The following is a 17,885-nucleotide window of genomic DNA, read 5'->3' on the forward strand; positions in this document are numbered from 1 at the left end:
ATGAAGGGGCTTCTTGCGCTTTTTCAAAGTGGAAGAAGCTTATGCTTCCGGAAACAAAAGGGCCACGATATCGTTTGTTGTGATGCAGTACAACTGCCCTTCAGACAATACTGGCGTTAAACGGTTTGCTACATCTGATTTGTCGAAACGGCTTCCGCGCAGGGCAGACTCGAGGGTTTCGATATCTATCGAACTGAAGAAGTCACCGGAAATTTGACAGTCCTGGATGACGTAATGATCGAGCTGGAGAGCGATTTCGATGCGTCCTCCGGGCAAACGGCCGGAAACGCAGAAATTTGCCTCCCGTGATTGACCATAGTTCCATTCCCAGCGGCGGTATTTTTGTTCAGCTAGCTGCTGCACGGCTTCATACTGTTCCGGAGAGAGCTCGAGGATGTGTGCTTCCTGACCCAAGATGTTCCGGCGGAATTCGTCAGCAAACCAGTTTCGTTCAGTCTTAGGTGCTACATGATTGGCGATTAGGGCGGTGCGTTCACGCACCGAATCAACGCCCTTGCTGCGCAGTTTTTCGGGATCGACCTTCAAGGCAGCCGCCATATGCTCGATATTCGTATCGAAAAGGAGGGTCCCATGATGGACGGTAAAGCCCGCTTTCATATATTGGGCATTTCCCGATATTTTTTGACCGTGGATGGCGATATCGTTCCGGCTGTTCCGCTCTGCTGGAATACCAAGCGTTTGCAAGGTATGGATAATTCTGTCCATATAAGGTTCGAAATCTATCACTTGATTTTGACCATCCACGATGAAGCTGTATTGGTAGCACCCTTCATCGGTGTAAATGGCACCACCGCCGGAAGGTCGCCGGACAACATCGATTTTTTCGGCATGGATATAGGATGAATCAATTTCCTTGAACGCATTCTGGTATTTTCCCAGCATCACGGTAGGGCGCGTCTGCCAAAATAAAAACAAGGCGTCTTCCTCTGCCGGGAAGTTTGTTATGCAGTATTCTTCCAAGGCAAAGTAGAAAGCGGCATCCCGTTCCTCGCATGAAATCGTATACAATAGTTTTCCTCCTTATTGGGTATGAACGGATTCGACAGCGGCACGGGCACGGTAGGAGCTTCGCACAAGCGGTGAACTGGCTACATATTTGAATTTTTTCGCCATGCCTGTCCGTTGGTATTCAGCAAAAGTTTCCGCGGGTACATATTCATGCAATGGATAGTGCTTCGCTGAAGGTTGTGAGTATTGGCCGATTGTCAAAAAGTCCACATCGACTGCACGTAAATCATCCATCAATTCATTGATTTCGTCGGCTGTTTCGCCTAAGCCAAGCATAATGCCCGTTTTCGTCAAAATGCTGGGATCTTGTTTTTTGACATATTCCAGTACGTCCAGAGAACAATCATAAGTGGCGCGGTGACGAATTTTCGGTGAAATGCGGCGCACGCTTTCCATATTATGGTTAAATACATCTGGTTTTGCCGCAATGACTTTATCGATCGCCAACTGGTCTCCTTGGAAGTCGGGTGTCAGTACTTCGATCATTGTGTGTGGATTCTGTTTGCGTACTTCTTCGATGACTTCAGCAAAGTGGCCAGCTCCGTAATCCGGTAAATCATCGCGGTCGACGCTTGTGATCACAACATATTCCAAACCCATTTTTTTGACTGCTTGAGCTAGTTGTTGAGGCTCTTTTTCATTGACAGGGCCTGGCCTGCCATGGGTAACATCGCAAAAACGACAACTCCGCGTACAAATGCGCCCCAAAATCATAAAGGTTGCTGTACCGCTGCTGTAGCATTCGCCCATGTTTGGACAGCTGGCTTCATTGCACACGGTATTCAATTCGAGTTCGTCCATTAATTGTGTTACTTTTTCAACGGCTTCTGGGTTATAGCGCACTTTGAACCATTGTGGTTTTGTTTCCAAAATCATTCCTCCTGAAGGTTAGAGTATGTCGATAATTGCGATAGCTTCACCGGTTTGGACGGTATCATTTTCCTTGACCAAGGTTTCTACTAGCACGCCGTTAAAGTTACTCTCGACTTCGCTGACGACCTTATCCGTTTCAACCTCGAATAATACTTCACCAGCTGCGATTGAATCTCCGATGTTTTTCGTCCAGATTCCAAAAATGACTTCATCGTTTTTCGGATTGATTTTCGGCATCGTTACCGTTTGTTTCATGAGCTTCCCTCCTTCGTTTTTTTGTTGAGCATACACAGTGATAGTTTTAGAATGGTACAGTTTTCGTTTCGTTTGAAATCATTGCATCCGGGTTAGGAATATGAAATATTTTAATCACTTTATCATTTTAACGGTTCCCTCAGCTTTATTCAAGAGGGGTTGATGAAGAATGGCAAATATGCTAAATACCTCCCGTCTTCACCATTATATTAATGAGGAAGACGGGAGGTGCTCATTTTATTCGTACTTTGGATCACCAGCAAAAAGCATGCCGGGATGCTTGCGCCGGAATTTCATTCAGTAAGGATGCATTTGATGTCCACTGCTATGAAAACGGTTTGAATTCCGGTAAAATAATACAGAAAAATAAGGTGTTTATCGAGGGGCAGGATCTTGCTGTAGATAACGCCCAGCCGTGGAACAGTTCAGCGATCCCAAATCTGTTTGGTGGAAAGGCCGGCAAGCAGCCGGCTGTTCTGGTTGCGTTTGACCAGATTGTTGATCCTGCGTTCCTCGTATCCTGAACAAATCATCTTTTCTTCCTCCGACTCAGGCCGGATCAGCGGCATAACAAAGTCCGGATCCGAGCTGTCGGTGATGACGAATGTCAGGAAAGCGTAGGCGCAGATGCGGCTTTCGCCTGTGCGTACATCCGTGGCGGTCAGCTTGGCGAAGGCTTCCACGGAAGTGTTTCCGCAGCCGGAAACGTAAGCCTCCACATAGATGGCCTCATTTTTCCAGACGGGTTGGATGAAGGCGACCAAATCGACAGTCGCGGTGAAGGAAGGGCGCTTGACGAAGTTGAACACGGCTCTGCCGCAGGCTGAATCGAAGTGCGACATGATTTCGCCGCCGAACAGGGTATCTTTATCGTTCAATTCGCTGTAGGACACGAAAGCAGTGCGTACGTTTCGCGTCTGGTTGCATGTCAGTTGTTTTTTTGTATGGTCCATATCATCATTCCTTATTTTTGGTTGTTTTTTTCATTGTATCATAGCTTTCGGCTTCAGAAGTGTATTCCGGTTGCTTTTGCATTTTGTCGGTCGAGGTTTCTGGTTTGTATCCGTTTGCATAACGTTATAAAATGGACACAAGAGATGCATTCCCTGCAGAAAGGAACGCTCCTTGCATCTGTCCGCCGAAACCAGCAGAAGAAAAGAGGGCTCGCCAATGAACAGAAAACTGATGCGCCTGCTGATTGTTGCCGCTTATATCCTTCTCCCTGTGCTTATCGCTGCAGTCGCGCTCAGGAACAGAAGCTTCCTTTTCGCAGGACCGCCTTTTTTGGGGATCGTGTCCTATACATGGCTTTTGACGGGAGTCATCATCGCATCCCGTCCGAGGTTTATCGAACGCTACTTCAGCTTGGACAAGCTGAATCGATTTCATGCCATCATGGCCGTCGTCGCTTTGTCGATCGGAGTCACGCATAAATTATGGGTGACGCTTCTCTGGGGCTGGGTATACCGCTATTCGACCATCTTCGGGGACCTGGCCATCATCTTTTTTTTGACCATCGCTGTCCTTTCAGCTCTCATCATGACCAACTGGTTCGGACGAAAAAAAATCGTCAAAACGGCCAAAACAACCCTCAAAAAATATCCGGTCGCCAACTACGAGAAAATGAAATTCGTCCATAATTTCAACATTGTCGCCGCCACTTTTTTGGCTATCCATGTCTTGACCATGACCGTGATCGTGCAGGGAGACTACCTTGCCGCCGCCATCCTCGGAGGCTATTTCGCTTTGGCATTTGGCCTGTACATCAACCATAAATTCCTCAAACCCGCCAGACTCAAGAAAAACCTGTTCACTGTCACCGCCACAAGACCGGAAAAGGGCAATGTTCTGGAAGTTCATCTGAAACCTGACAACGGCGAACTATTCCCTTACCAAGCCGGGCAGTTTGTCTTTCTGCGCCTGTATGACGCGCAATATTCATCGGAAGAGCATCCTTTCTCGCTGATCAGTGCCCCGCAGGATCGGGATGAAGCCGCATTGGCCATCAAGGATTCCGGTGATTACACCCACAGGTTCCAAACGCTGCAGCCGGGCGTCAAAGCGTCGCTGGAAGGCCCTTACGGCGGAATGTGGCATGTCCAGGAAGGCATGCACGATAAAACAGTGAGTATGGTCATGTTTGCGGGAGGAATCGGGATCACGCCGATGCTGGGGATACTGGAAAACAGCGCGCGCCTGCGATTTCCGAACAGAACAGTATTGATCTGGAGCCTGAAAAATCAGGATGAATATGGCTTTACCGATAAACTCCAATCTTTGAAGGACAGGCTCCCGGATTTCCGTTTGGTGCCTTTCTTTGCCAATGAGAGCGGCTTTCTCGATGAAGGGAAAATCGATACGATTCTCCAGGACAATGAAATCCGATTTGAGGCTGCCGAGTACTTGTTGTGCGGTCCGCCACCATTCATGAATGCCGTCGAAGCAGTTTTGCTTAAAAAAGGTGTTCCCAAAGACCGCATCCATTATGAAACATTTGGTTTATGATGAAGGAGGAACCGACAATGCCCAGAAGAAAATTGAGCATGATGCTGCAAGTAGGACTGACTGGCCTGCTGTTGGTCGCATGTGCGCCTGCCACTGTTGAAGACAGCGCAACAACGAGTTCCGAAGTCGTATCGGTCAGCAGTTCATCTGAAGAGGGCGCAACGGACAGTTCCGCCACAGAAATGCGGACCTTCACGCTCGAAGAACTCAGCCAATACAACGGCAAGGATGGTCAGCCGGCATATGTAGCCGTCGATGGGGTCGTCTACGATGTCACAAATGTGGAAGCTTGGAAAAACGGAGACCATAAATTGGGATTGACTGCAGGCAATGAACTGACGGAGGAAATCACCAACCAGTCGCCCCACGGCCTAAAGGTCCTTGAAGGTCTGCCGATAGTCGGCGAGCTTGTCGAATGATTTTATGAGAATAAAACAGAAAATGGAGCCTTCCTTGGGAGAGCTCCGTTTTTCGATTGGAAGGTACTTTGACAAAAAAGTGACAATCCTGCATGGCTTCTTTTTTGTGCGTCGGGGGTCTTCTAAAGTGTTTTTTTATCAAATGAAATGGCTTCATAGAGCGGTTTCCAAAAAGTAATAGGGCTAGCCGTTACGCGCTGCAGGCCAACAGTTCAATTTTGAACAGAATCCGAACCTTTTGAAAACGGGGTGTAAGTGCCTTCATTTTTTTGGATAAAATGCCTATACTTGTTCTTGTAGGAAAGACGGTGCTGACGCCAACGCGCTGCAGTACCGATCTGTTCCAGAACTATTTTGAGAGGGGACAAATCATGAGAGTCGATTTAACTACTAAACCTTATAACTTGGATGCCGAGGGAATCAAGTGGGTCAAAGATACGATTGCAGGCATGTCTGTCGAAGAGAAAATCGGACAACTGTTCATAAATATGGGATCAGAACGTACAGAGGAATATTTGACTGGCGTATTAAATAACTATCATATCGGGGGAGTCCGCTACAATCCTGGCATGGCAGAAGAAGTATATGAGCAAAACAAAATTCTGCAGGAAAACAGCAAAATTCCTTTATTGATCGCAGCAAACACGGAAGCAGGCGGTAACGGAGCTTGTAAAGACGGCACCTATATCGGCGTTGAAGTGAAAATCGCTGCCACAAACGACACGAAGTACGCATATGAAATGGGCCGCGTTTCCGGTGTTGAAGCTGCTGCTATCGGCTGCAACTGGAGTTTCGCTCCAATTGTGGACATCAACCGCAACTGGCGCAACCCGATCATCGCAACACGTACATGGAGTGGCGATGTGGACAAAACGATCGCATTGTCGTTGGCATACATGAAGGGTATCCAAGAAAGCGGCATTGCACCAGCTGCAAAACACTTCCCTGGGGACGGAATCGACGAACGCGACCAACATTTATCATTCAGCGTAAACCCATATTCTACTGAAGAATGGGATGCTACTTTCGGAAAAGTGTACGGCACCTTGTTCGATGCCGGCTTACCTTCCATCATGGCAGGTCATATCTCCTTGCCTGAATACGTGAAACACTTCAACCCTGAAGCAACTGTTCAAGAACAAATCTTGCCGGCTACTTTGAACAAATACATCCTGACTGACTTATTGCGCGACAAAATGGGCTTCAACGGCCTGGTTGTTACCGATGCCAGCCACATGGTTGCGATGACTTCTGCTATGAAACGCCAAGATATGCTGCCGACAGCTATCGCAGCAGGTTCTGACTTGTTCTTGTTCTTCAACGATCCGGACGAAGATTTCCAATGGATGTTGGATGGCTACAACAACGGCGTCATCACGGACGATCGTTTAGAAGAAGCTTTGACACGTATCTTGGGTACAAAAGCTGCTTTAGGCCTACACAAAAAAGCGAAAACAGAAATCTTGCCATCCAAAGAAGAAGCAATGGCTAAAATCGGTTTGCCTGAAAATAAAGCAATCGCAGTTGAAGTTGCCGACAAAGCGATCACTTTGGTCAAAAACAACCAAAACATCTTCCCGATTTCACCAGAAAAGACAAAACGTGTCCTGTTGGTCAATGTTGAAGGCCATAAAGGCGGCTTCGGCGCAATGATCGGCGGCGAAGCGGTTCGCCCTGTCGATACATTGAAAGGAATCCTGGAAGCTGAAGGCTTTGAAGTTTCCATCTGGGAATCCACAGAAGAACGGATCAACAAATTGCCGGAAGAAGAAAGAGCCGCTGCCGTTGCGAACGTGTATGCTCAAAAACGTCCGATCAAAGAATTGATTGCAGCCTACGACTTGATCATCAACGTAGCTTCGGTGCAACCGAACACAGATCAACGCATCCAATGGCCAGCTTCAAAAGGAACACCGGACATTCCTTTCTATGTCCATGAAATCCCGACAATCTTTGTATCTGTACAAGCACCGAACCACTTGGCTGACGTGCCGCAAGTGCAAACATACATCAACACGTACGACTCAAAAGATTTCACCTTGCAAGCCCTAGTCAACAAAATGGTAGGCCGTTCCGAATTCACTGGTGTCTCTCCAGTAGATGCATTCTGCGGATTCCTGGACACGCGTTATTAATCAATAAGAAAAAACTTCACAAGTCCGCACTCCGCGAGCCTGTGGAGTTTTTTTGCGCTTTTTTCCAGTACTGATGCCCCCTCCCGCTAGCCAACCTTCCCGAAAACTTATTTGCAAGTGCATGGTAGTGGTGATAAAATGAAAGAAATTTCATTTATCAAAAAATGAATAATAGAGCCTGAAAATGGCCCGAATGCGTACAGCCAGAGGAGGCAAAACGATGTATAACGAATTGAAGGAAAAGATTCTGAAAATTATTGAAAAGAACAACAAACTGACTGATGAAGAAGTTGCGGTCATGTTGGGCGTTGCCACAGAAGAAGTGGCGATTGCGGTGAAAGAACTGGAAGCGGACAAAATCATCTGTGGCTACCATACCTTGATCAATTGGGACAAGACCGGCGATGACGAAGTTTCTGCCATCATCGAGCTGCGCGTAAATCCGCAAAGAGGGTCCGGCTTCGACCGTATCGCAGAAAAAGTCTACCAATTTCCGGAAGTGGAGACCGTTTTCTTGATGTCCGGCGGGTTTGACTTTATGGTGCAACTGAAGAAAGCTCCGATGAAAGAGATCGCTCTGTTTGTTGCGAAACGTCTTTCTGTCATCGATGAAGTACAATCAACCACTACTCATTTCGTATTGAAACGTTATAAAGACCATGGCACGTTGTTCGTGGATGAGGATGAGGACAAACGGATGGTGCTGACTCCATGAGAAATCCGATAAATGCTAAGGTGCGCGAAATCAAACCTTCCGGCATCCGGAGATTTTTTGATATTGCGAATGAGATACCCGGAGTGATCTCTTTGGGGGTAGGCGAACCCGACTTTGATACTCCTTGGATTGTGCGTGACGAAGGCATGTATACCCTCCAAAAAGGGCGCACCTTCTATACAGCAAATGCCGGGTTGGCCGAACTGCGCGAAGAAATTTGCCGCTACCTGGAACGCCGCTATGATCTGCACTATTCCCCCGAGGATGAAACCGTCGTTACGGTGGGCGGAAGCGAAGCCATCGATTTGGCTTTGCGTGCGATGTTGGATCCGGGCGACGAGGTCGTCTATGCGGAGCCGTGCTACGTTTCCTATCTTCCGTGCATCGTATTGGCTGATGGGGTTCCGGTTGCTATCCCGTTACAGGAGAAGAACCAATTCCGTTTGACGAAAGAAGAACTGGAAGCTGCAATCACTCCGAAAACAAAAGTACTGATTCTTTCCTATCCCAACAACCCGACTGGGGCCGTTATGACCAAAGAGGATCTGGAAGCGATCGCTGAAGTCGTCATTGCCAACGACCTATTCGTTATCACCGATGAAATCTATAGTGAACTTTCCTACAATGGACATCATGTCAGCATTGCCGCTTTACCGGGAATGAAGGAACGGACTGTGTACATCAATGGATTCTCGAAAGGGTATGCGATGACTGGGTGGCGTTTGGGCTATGCAACCGCTCCGCCGATCATCATGGAACAGATGATCAAAATCCATCAATTCGCAATTATGGCAGCACCGACGACAAGTCAATACGCCGGCATCGTTGCGTTGCGGAATTGCGATGATAATGTTGCCGAGATGCGTGAAAGCTACAATCAACGTCGCCGTTATTTAATGAAAATCCTAAAAGATCTGGAACTGCCATGTTTTGTGCCTTATGGCGCCTTCTATATCTTCCCGAACATAACCGAATTCGGCTTGACTTCGGAAGAGTTCGCTACCCGTTTGGTCCAGGAGGAGAAAGTGGCCGTTGTGCCAGGATCGGCCTTCGGCGAAAGCGGAGAGGGCTTTATCCGCATTTCCTACGCTTATTCAATCGAAGAGCTGAAAGAGGCCTTCGAACACATAAAAAGCTTTATCGAACGCCTACGTGCAGAGAAGAAAAGCAATCAATAAGGAAAAGACTGCAGAATTGCGTTCCTACGCAACTTTTGCGGTCTTTTTTCTCTGTGTCAGCGGTAAAGGAGCGTTTAAGCCGGAAAGGAAGCTTGTGTGTTTCATTTTTTCGGTATAAGAAGAATGGCTTTGTATCAAGCTTTTCGAAAATATTTTATTTTTTGGATAAAAATGGTTTACAAAATATACCCTATGGGGTATTATAAATCCATAAGCGATTGATACTACTTACGAAAAAGGAGCCAAGTATGCTATTTAATTTATTCAACAGTATGCCTTCCGTATCCACTCAGGAATTGGAAGCAAAATTAACCGAGAAACCACAAATAATCGATGTCCGCGAACCCAACGAATTCATCGGAGGACATATACCGGGAGCAAAAAATGTTCCTTTGAGAAAAGCGGAAACATATACCCCTAAGGGTAAAGTTTATGTGATCTGCCAATCAGGTGCACGTAGCAAACGTGCAGCAACTATCTTAAAATCCAAAGGCTACGATGTAGTCAATGTCAAAGGTGGCATGTCCGCATGGTCAGGCCCTACAAGAGGAGGAAAACTATGATGAAAATTGTTATTATCGGTGGAGTGGCAGGCGGTATGTCCGCTGCAACACGTTTGAGAAGATTGAATGAAGATGCAGAAATCATCGTTTTGGAAAAGGGACCGTTCGTTTCCTTTGCGAACTGTGGCTTGCCTTACTATGTTTCAGGCGATATCCAAGAGCGCAGTGATCTCTTGGTCCAAACCCCAGAGCAACTGCGCGCGCGGTTTGACTTGGATGTCCGTCCTTTCAGCGAAGCGATCGCAATCGATCCTGATAAAAAAGAAGTGACTGTCCGTTCAAAAGAGGGCGACTACCAACTGGCTTACGATAAAGTGATTTTATCCCCAGGTGCGAAGCCATTCGTGCCGCCAGCAGAAGGTTTGTCCGAAGCTAAAAATATCTTCACGATGCGCAATGTACCGGATGTGGATGCTGTCACAGGTTTCATCCTTGAGCATAAACCGAAAAAAGCGGTTGTCATCGGAGCGGGATTCATCGGTCTTGAAATGGCTGAGAGTTTAGCGCACCGCGGCTTGGCTGTGACGATTGTTGAAAAGGCACCGCATGTCTTGCCGCCATTCGATGAAGAAATGGCTGCCTACTTGGCGGATGAATTGAAAGCGAATGGCGTGACGCTGTATACAGGAGTTGCGGCCACAGCTTTCCAAAATGAAGGCAAAACGATCGTCCTGGAAAATGGCGTGACATTGGATAGCGATTTGACCATCATGTCAGTCGGCGTCCAGCCTGAGAACAGCCTGGCAATCTCTGCGGGTATCGAAACAGGCATGCGCGGCGGCATTCTGGTGGATGAAAACTACGAAACAAGCAAAAAAGACATCTATGCAGTCGGTGACGCAATCATCGTGAAGCAACAAATCACTGGTGAAGACACCATGATCGCTTTGGCTTCGCCAGCGAACCGCCAAGGACGCCAAGTTGCTGACGTCATCAGCGGATTGAACAGAAAAAATAAAGGCAGCATCGGTACCGCGATCGTGCGTGTATTCGGTTTGGCCGGCGCTTCCACAGGTCTGAACGAGCGCCAATTACAGCTGTCAGGCAAAGAGTTTGCAGTCGTGCATATCCAAGGAAAGAGCCATGCCGGATACTATCCGAATGCATCCGCAATCGTCCTGAAATTGATTTTCCATCCGAAAACCGGTGAAATTTACGGAGCGCAAGCTATCGGTGCGGATGGCGTTGACAAACGCATCGACATCATCGCTACAGCAATCAAAGGGAATTTGACGGTCCAAGATTTGCCGGAATTGGAATTCACTTACGCACCACCGTTCGGATCAGCGAAAGATCCAGTCAACATGGCCGGATACGCAGCCACAAACATCATCGAAGGCATTTCTGAATCCATCCAATGGTATGAATTGGAAAAGATGCAGGAAGCAGGCTATCAATTGTTGGACGTCCGCGGTGAGGGCGAAATTGCCAGACTTGGTGCCTTGAAGGGTGCAATCAATATCCCTGTCGACGATTTGCGTGCACGCATTGGAGAATTATCGAAAGAAACACCGATCATCGTCAGCTGCCAAAGCGGATTGCGCAGCTACATAGCAGAACGTGTATTGAAACAAAATGGATTTACAGTCAAAAATTTAGATGGTGCATTCAGCTTATATGCAACCGTCAGACCAGAAAAGGTGGTAAAATAAAATGTATCAATCAATTACAATGCCGGAATTCGAACAATTATGGAAAAAAACTCCTGTCAAACTAGTGGACGTACGTGAAGCGGACGAATATGCGCATGCGCATGTCGAAGGTGCCATCTCTATGCCTTTAAGCGGGTTGGAAGACACTGCGGATCAACTGAATAAGGATGAAAATTACTATGTTATGTGCCTGAGCGGGGCTCGCTCAATGGCAGCTTGCCAATATCTTGCTTCAAAAGGCTACAAAGTAACCAACGTAATGGGAGGCATTTCGGCCTGGAGGGGTGAAGTTGTGTGAACCAATACAACAAAAATATAATCAACCGCATTAAGCGTGCGGAAGGACAAATGCGCGGCATACTTGCCATGATGGAAGATGGAAAGAACTGTTCCGACGTTGTGACGCAATTGTCCGCAGTCCGATCCAGCATCGACCGCGCAATGGGCATCATCGTTGCGGAGAATCTGGTCGCCTGTGTGAATGACCAGGAAATGGACGGCATCTCAAAAGAAGAAAGTGTGCAGCAAGCAATCAATCTGTTGGTTAAGAGCAGATAGAGCGAGAAGAATCGCGTTTAGACACCCGTACGTTGGAGCAACCTGCTGCCGTTCACCTCTTTTGTGGACGACAGCAGGTTGCGAAACGGTAGTGGTGTCTGCGAGTCAGAACGCGTTTGATAGAGCGTGACAAATGTAAGCAGTGGCTGTCTCGAAATGAGATGGCCTCTGTTTTTTTTGTTGCCTGCTATCAATATGTGGTTAACTGCGGTTGGCCGGAGGAAACAACTTTTTGAGCGGTCGCCAGCTCCGGCGAGGATCCGCCCGCCGGAGGACGCCGGTAACATTCAGCCTCACTTCCGGCCAAGCTGCCCTCATCGGAGGAAGGAATCAGAATGTTGGCCGAACTCCGGCGAAGCCTACGTTAACCGGAGCACACATGCAAAACAATAAACTCCGTACCCCGGCACCCAATTATTTTGTCTCCATTCCCCGTTCTGATACACTGGATATGAAGAAGTTTTTATATTCTGTAAGGGCAGTGCTTCGCTATCAGAGAGGGTGTTTTTCAGTTGGGAAAAATCATTGAGGTTAAAGGCTTATCAAAGCGTTTCGGAGATGTGCAGGCGGTCAAGAACATCGATTTCCATGTGAATGCCGGCCAGCTTTTTGCATTTTTGGGGCCGAACGGAGCCGGCAAGTCAACGACGATCGATATCATCTGCACACTGCTGCAGGCGGACAGCGGGGAAGTCAGGATCAACGGTTATACTTTGGGCAAGGATGACTTTGCGATCCGTTCTGATATAGGCGTGGTCTTCCAAACGAACTTGTTGGACAAACTGTTGACCGTTAAGGAAAATCTTGAGGTCAGAGGGAGTTTTTACGGATTGTCCAAATCTGATTGGGAACCGGCATTCCTCAGAGCGACTCAGGCTGCCGGGGTGACGGAATTTTTGGACAGGCCGTACGGAAAGTTGTCCGGTGGTCAGAAGCGGCGGGCGGATATCGCGCGGGCCTTGATCAACACGCCAAAGATTCTCTTTTTGGATGAGCCGACTACCGGATTGGATCCCCAAACCCGCAAGAATGTTTGGGATACGATCCGGAGACTCCAAGCGGAGCACGGGATGACGATTTTTCTGACGACGCATTACATGGAGGAGGCGGCCAGCGCAGATTATGTTGTCATCATCGATGAAGGGGAAATCATCGCGGAAGGGACCCCGGATGCGCTGCGGGAAAGGTACAGCTCTGACGTATTGAAGCTGCGCACCGAAGCAGTTTCCGAGGTGAGCCGCATTTTGGATGCCCAACAGGTGGAGTATGAGGTGCAGCAAGATCTTTTCCGTGTGAAATTAGGCAAAACATTGGATGCACTGCCCATTCTGGAGCAGTGCAAACCTTACCTGACTTATTTTGAAGTGGTGGCGGGTTCAATGGATGATGCCTTCATTGCGATAACAGGAAAGCAGGTGCAGGAATGATACCGATCGTTGGGCGCAACATCAAAATATTTTTCAGGGACAAAGCGAATGTCTTCTTTTCCCTGTTGGCAGTGCTGATCATCATCGGACTCTACGTCTTTTTCTTGGGTAAAAATTTGACTAGCGCTTTGGGGGACTCGATAGGAGCGCAGTACGTCATGGACAGCTGGATCATGTCCGGTGTCATTTCGGTTTCCGGAGTCACGACGACCATGGGGGCATTCGCTGTCATGATCGATGACCGGGCCAATAAAATATTGAAGGACTTTACGGTTTCACCGATCCGTTCGAGCAGATTGGCGGCAGCCTATATCCTGAGTTCCGTGGTGGTGGGCTTCATCATGAGTATCGTAACGTTGGTGCTGGCCGAAGCGTACATCTTCCTCAACGGAGGAGAGCTGTTGGCTCCGCTTGCCATGCTGAAGATGCTCGGACTGATCCTTCTCACGGTGTTGACCAGCAGTGCGATGGTCTATTTCCTGACCTCCTTCTTCCAAAGTCAAAACGCTTTCGCGACAGCCAGCACGATCCTCGGCACCATCATCGGCTTCCTTGCCGGGGTGTATGTGCCGATCGGACAGTTCTCGGATAGTGTGCAGACGATCATCAAGCTGTTTCCGATGACCTATTCGGCTTCCCTGATGAGGCAAGTGATGATGGAGGAACCTTTAGGGATCTCGTTCGAAGGGGCTCCGGTTGAAGTGTTGGATGCCTTCAAACTGATGATGGGCCATACCATCCGCTTCGGGGAATCCGCAGTGACTCCCTTCACCAGCATCCTGATCCTGATAGGCACCGCGCTGTTGCTCTACGGCATGTCCATCCTGAACATCTCCAGAAAAGCGAAATAAGCAAAGAACCGATGGCCTCGCATTGAGTGCCATCGGTTCTTTCGTGATCAGAAAAGATTTTTGATCTTCTCGATGTTTTTGATGATGACGGATGTTGTGCCATCGGGATTATTGATGAATTCCACAACATCCGGATCTTTGTAAAGCTCCAGAGGAATGCTGATTTCGATGCCGTTATCGAGCCTGAATTTTTGTTTGGAATATTTCGGCCCGGCGACTGCCGCTTCCGCCGGGGCACGATCGACATAACCCAGTTCCTCGACCTGTTCGAAATATTTCTGTTTCTTGGCGAAGTTATCACCGAATAAGGCTTCAGCGATCTTTTCGTTATCGATGAGGTTATCTTCCTGCATGCTCGTGACGATGGCTTCCTTCGTTTCGGCCAAAACCTGGAATTCTTCATCATTGAAGGCCTTGCTTGTCTTTTGAACAGCTTTCTTGATGATCGAGATATTCTCCTTCAGGCTCGGTTTCGGCGTGTCTTCAAGGAACATTTCCGTGAAGTAGTTCACCTTTTCGCCCAGCTCGGCAATCATGTGTTTTTTCTCGATGACATGGTATGCCATCTGCTCCAGATTCACCACGAGGCCTTCCTGGATGGCTTGTCTTTGCGAAGGCAGGATGGCACGGTTCAAGATGATTTGGTTGGTCAGGACGTCCCCTTCGTAGGAGACAAAGTGCGTATAGCTGTCTGAGTAATTCAGCTTGAACACGCCAAGGCACGGCACTTCATCCAATTCAAAATGAGCGATCAGCAGATCCGCAGGCGGGATTTCGGGATTCAATTTGGTCACATTGAAGAATTTTTCCGACAAGGCTTTCGTGCCTTCGACAAAATCGCTTTGGCAATTCTTGAACAGGCCAGTCATCGGATTGTCCTCTTCCAAAATCCCGTCCTTCATGCTGTCGGAATCTTCGACCTTTGCGACCATCGCTTCGATGTATTCGATCATCATGCGCTCTGACGTATCCAGTCCGGCATAGGAAAAAATCGGTTCATTCGTGTTGATGTCCAAAATGTGTAAAATGGCTTCTTTAATGCGTATCAAATTTTTCAACCTCCGTTTTCGTTCACGCTTATCAGTATCCCACAAAATCGCCCTTCGGACAAAGCAAAAATATCAGCTTTCCATTTGTCCGGCCATCGCATATAATGATGTTATTTGAAAAATGTAATGGAATGGAGGGATGAAATGTCTCAATATAAATCCGGCGTGCTGTTTACCGTTGTAGGGGCTTTGTTGTGGGGGATTTCGGGGACCAGCGGGCAGTTTCTGCTGCAGCATCGCGGGTTGACCTCCGGATGGCTGGTCGCCGTCAGGATGCTGATGGCCGGCTTGATCTTGTTGGCTTTATGCTACAAAAAGGAAAAGGACGGCATTTTTCGGGTCTGGAAATACAAGCGGGACCGATTGGACATGTTCCTGTTCGCGGCTTTGGGCCTGTCCTTTTGCCAATATACCTATTTTGCGACCATCAGCCATTCGAATGCGGGAACGGCAACGGTTCTGCAATTTTTGGCCCCGGTCCTGATCATGATTTATCTTTCCGTCAAGAACAGAAAATTGCCGCGGACTACTGAAGTAACAGCCATCATTTTTGCCGTCGCCGGCATTTTTCTGTTGGCCACACATGGCCGATTCGACAGTCTGGCCATATCACAGGAGGCATTGATGTACGGGCTCTTGTCGGCTGTGTCCGTCGTCATCTACAATCTACAGCCTGCCCGTCTGATCAAAAACTATGGGACGCTGCTGTCATTAGGATGGGGGATGCTGATAGGTGGCGTTCTGCTCTCGATCGTGTACCAGCCTTGGCGGATCATCGGCACTTGGGACATCGCTGCATTTGCTGCCTTGCTGGTCATCATCCTCTTGGGGACGGTCATTTCCTTCAGTCTCTATCTGGAGGGTGTGCATCGCATCGGCGCAACGGTCGGAAGCTTGCTTTCATCGGCTGAACCGCTTTCTGCAACCTTCCTTTCCGTGTTTTGGCTGGGGACCAGTCTTCACTGGACGGATCTTGTCGGTATCGCCTTGATCCTGTCGACAGTGTTCTTGTTGACGCTGAAACCAAAACCAATGAAATCAAGCGATATTATCCAAACCGAACCGAACATCTGAACACCGCAAAAACGTGATGCTGAAAAGCATCACGTTTTTGCATTCCACAGCGTCTTAATTTCTAAATGCGGGCATTTGTTCTATAATGAAGACAGGTAAATGTCAGTTTATGAGGATGGTCAGTTCAGAAATGAGGGGCTAATAGTGAAAAAAACGAAGATAGTCTGCACAATCGGACCAGCCAGCGATTCCGGCGATGTGTTGGTGAGGATGATGAACAGCGGCATGAATGTGGCGCGGCTGAATTTTTCCCATGGCGAACATGAAACGCATCTGGTCAGCCTGAACAATGTCAGGGAAGCTGCGCGGTTGGCGAATAAAAATATAGGCATCATGATGGATATCCAAGGCCAGAAAATCCGGACAAACAAAATGACGGATGATGCCGTTACATTGGTTTCCGGGGAATCGGTAACCATCAGCATGGAACCCGTGCTGGGAACAAAAGAAAAATTCTCTGTCACTTATCCTGACCTGATCAATGATGTGACGATCGGCATGCATATTTTGATCGATGACGGACTGTTGGTTCTGGAGGTTACGGATATCAATTATGAAGCCAAAGAAATCATAGCCATAGTCCAAGTGGATGGCATCCTGAAAAATTCAAAGGGCATCAATGTGCCGGAAGCCAAGTTCAGTATGCCTGGGTTGACGGAAAAGGATGCTGCGGATATCCGTTTCGGTGTCCAGCAGGGAGTGGATTTCATTGCCGCCAGCTTTGTCCGCAGAGCCAGTGATATCCTGGAAATTATCGAAATCCTTGAAGAAATGGATGCCACGCACACGCAGATCATCGCCAAAATCGAAAACCAGGAAGGCGTTCAGAATGCCGAAGAGATACTTAAGGTGTGCAGCGGCTTGATGGTTGCGCGCGGTGACTTGGGGGTGGAAATCAACGGGGGCGATGTGCCTATCGTCCAGAAAGATCTGATCCGGAAATGCAATCTGGCCGGAAAACAAGTCATCACCGCCACTCAGATGTTGGACTCCATGCAATGGAACCCACGGCCGACAAGGGCAGAAGCGAGCGACGTTGCGAATGCTATATTTGATGGAACAGATGCAGTCATGCTTTCGGGCGAATCGGCTGTCGGCCAGTACCCCGTCGAAACCGTCGCAATGATGGCGCGGATTGCGGAACGGACGGAAGAAGCCCTGGAGGCAAATGGCGGAAACCTGTCCACCATGTCTCTGTTCGATAAGGCATCTGTCACCGAAGCCATCAGCCAAGCTGCCGCGCGCACGGTCATGAATCTGAACATCAAGACGATCGTAGCGGCAACCAGCTCCGGGCATACGGCCCGCATGATTTCCAAATACCGGCCGAAAGCGAATATTTTGGCTGCGACCTACAGCGAAAGGATTCAGCGAGGGCTGACGCTTGTCTGGGGTGTTCAGGCTTTTGTCATCGAAGAACCGGAAAATGTCGATGATATGCTGAGCAAGGTAACCGCATTGGCGAAAGAAAAGGGCTTCGCGCAACCTGGAGACGCCATTGTCATCACTGCCGGGACGCCGATAAAAGAAAGCGGCACAACCAATCTGATGAAGATCGAACGGATACCCGATTGATTGCAACGCATTGAGTAGAACGGTTTT

General features: G+C 48.3%; 17 protein-coding genes and 1 pseudogene. 13 read left to right on the forward strand and 5 right to left on the reverse strand.

The window, feature by feature from the left end; translation table 11 throughout:
* Positions 1 to 39: 39 nt before the first annotated feature.
* From BM184_RS00825 to BM184_RS00840, 4 genes are all read right to left on the reverse strand, one after another.
* Positions 40 to 1,029: a lipoate--protein ligase gene (locus tag BM184_RS00825; protein WP_086942141.1), complete on the reverse strand. Its 990-nt coding sequence runs from the start codon at positions 1,027 to 1,029 to the stop codon at positions 40 to 42.
* A 12-nt stretch (positions 1,030 to 1,041) separates the two neighbouring features.
* The gene (lipA, locus tag BM184_RS00830) at positions 1,042 to 1,905 is read right to left on the reverse strand and encodes a lipoyl synthase (RefSeq protein WP_086942142.1); all 864 of its coding nucleotides are present in this window, start codon (positions 1,903 to 1,905) and stop codon (positions 1,042 to 1,044) included.
* Positions 1,906 to 1,917: 12 nt separating this feature from the next.
* Positions 1,918 to 2,157 carry a lipoyl domain-containing protein gene (locus BM184_RS00835; RefSeq protein ID WP_086942143.1) on the reverse strand — a complete coding sequence of 80 codons (240 nt, stop codon included), beginning with the start codon at positions 2,155 to 2,157 and terminating at the stop codon, positions 1,918 to 1,920.
* Positions 2,158 to 2,582: 425 nt separating this feature from the next.
* Positions 2,583 to 3,110: an acyl-CoA thioesterase gene (locus tag BM184_RS00840; RefSeq protein WP_086942144.1), complete on the reverse strand. Its 528-nt coding sequence runs from the start codon at positions 3,108 to 3,110 to the stop codon at positions 2,583 to 2,585.
* 217 nt (positions 3,111 to 3,327) lie between these two features.
* On the opposite strand from BM184_RS00840, the gene BM184_RS00845 reads away from it, so the two are divergent.
* The 11 genes from BM184_RS00845 (at position 3,328) to BM184_RS00895 (ending at position 14,160) form a co-directional block, all read left to right on the forward strand.
* Positions 3,328 to 4,662 (forward strand): ferredoxin reductase family protein, encoded by a 1,335-nt coding sequence (locus tag BM184_RS00845; protein ID WP_086942145.1) that lies wholly within the window; start codon positions 3,328 to 3,330, stop codon positions 4,660 to 4,662.
* A 182-nt stretch (positions 4,663 to 4,844) separates the two neighbouring features.
* Positions 4,845 to 5,081: a cytochrome b5 domain-containing protein gene (locus BM184_RS15235; protein ID WP_119092510.1), complete on the forward strand. Its 237-nt coding sequence runs from the start codon at positions 4,845 to 4,847 to the stop codon at positions 5,079 to 5,081.
* A gap of 371 nt (positions 5,082 to 5,452) precedes the next feature.
* On the forward strand, positions 5,453 to 7,216 hold the full coding sequence (locus tag BM184_RS00855) for a glycoside hydrolase family 3 protein (RefSeq protein ID WP_086942146.1): 1,764 nt from the start codon (positions 5,453 to 5,455) through the stop codon (positions 7,214 to 7,216).
* A 220-nt stretch (positions 7,217 to 7,436) separates the two neighbouring features.
* Positions 7,437 to 7,931 (forward strand): Lrp/AsnC family transcriptional regulator, encoded by a 495-nt coding sequence (locus BM184_RS00860; RefSeq protein WP_086942147.1) that lies wholly within the window; start codon positions 7,437 to 7,439, stop codon positions 7,929 to 7,931.
* On the forward strand, positions 7,928 to 9,109 hold the full coding sequence (locus BM184_RS00865; protein WP_086942148.1) for an aminotransferase class I/II-fold pyridoxal phosphate-dependent enzyme: 1,182 nt from the start codon (positions 7,928 to 7,930) through the stop codon (positions 9,107 to 9,109). Before BM184_RS00860 ends, BM184_RS00865 begins: the two co-directional genes overlap by 4 nt.
* Before the next feature lie 248 nt (positions 9,110 to 9,357).
* Positions 9,358 to 9,672, forward strand: coding sequence for a rhodanese-like domain-containing protein (locus BM184_RS00870; RefSeq protein ID WP_086942149.1), 315 nt, complete (start codon positions 9,358 to 9,360; stop codon positions 9,670 to 9,672).
* Positions 9,672 to 11,324 (forward strand): FAD-dependent oxidoreductase, encoded by a 1,653-nt coding sequence (locus BM184_RS00875; RefSeq protein WP_086942419.1) that lies wholly within the window; start codon positions 9,672 to 9,674, stop codon positions 11,322 to 11,324. Before BM184_RS00870 ends, BM184_RS00875 begins: the two co-directional genes overlap by 1 nt.
* Position 11,325: 1 nt before the next feature.
* On the forward strand, positions 11,326 to 11,622 hold the full coding sequence (locus BM184_RS00880; protein WP_086942150.1) for a rhodanese-like domain-containing protein: 297 nt from the start codon (positions 11,326 to 11,328) through the stop codon (positions 11,620 to 11,622).
* Complete coding sequence (locus BM184_RS00885; protein WP_086942151.1) at positions 11,619 to 11,882, forward strand: metal-sensitive transcriptional regulator; 264 nt, start codon at positions 11,619 to 11,621, stop codon at positions 11,880 to 11,882. Before BM184_RS00880 ends, BM184_RS00885 begins: the two co-directional genes overlap by 4 nt.
* 512 nt (positions 11,883 to 12,394) lie before the next feature.
* Positions 12,395 to 13,309, forward strand: a complete 915-nt coding sequence (locus BM184_RS00890) for an ABC transporter ATP-binding protein (protein ID WP_086942152.1) — start codon at positions 12,395 to 12,397, stop codon at positions 13,307 to 13,309.
* Positions 13,306 to 14,160, forward strand: a complete 855-nt coding sequence (locus BM184_RS00895) for an ABC transporter permease (protein WP_086942153.1) — start codon at positions 13,306 to 13,308, stop codon at positions 14,158 to 14,160. Before BM184_RS00890 ends, BM184_RS00895 begins: the two co-directional genes overlap by 4 nt.
* Positions 14,161 to 14,207: 47 nt before the next feature.
* Here BM184_RS00895 and BM184_RS00900 read toward each other — a convergent pair whose 3' ends face one another.
* Positions 14,208 to 15,209, reverse strand: coding sequence for a nucleoid-associated protein (locus tag BM184_RS00900; RefSeq protein WP_086942154.1), 1,002 nt, complete (start codon positions 15,207 to 15,209; stop codon positions 14,208 to 14,210).
* Between the two features lie 144 nt (positions 15,210 to 15,353).
* Between BM184_RS00900 and BM184_RS00905 the strand changes: the two genes are divergently transcribed.
* Both BM184_RS00905 and pyk read left to right on the forward strand, forming a co-directional pair.
* Entirely contained in the window at positions 15,354 to 16,283 is a 930-nt protein-coding gene (locus BM184_RS00905) for a DMT family transporter (protein WP_177208491.1), read from the forward strand.
* 144 nt (positions 16,284 to 16,427) lie between these two features.
* Positions 16,428 to 17,849, forward strand: a pseudogene (gene pyk, locus BM184_RS00910) (pyruvate kinase); the annotation flags it as partial.
* Positions 17,850 to 17,885 lie beyond the last annotated feature (36 nt).

It is taken from the genome of Trichococcus pasteurii, assembly GCF_900112935.1.
GTDB lineage: Bacteria > Bacillota > Bacilli > Lactobacillales > Aerococcaceae > Trichococcus > Trichococcus pasteurii.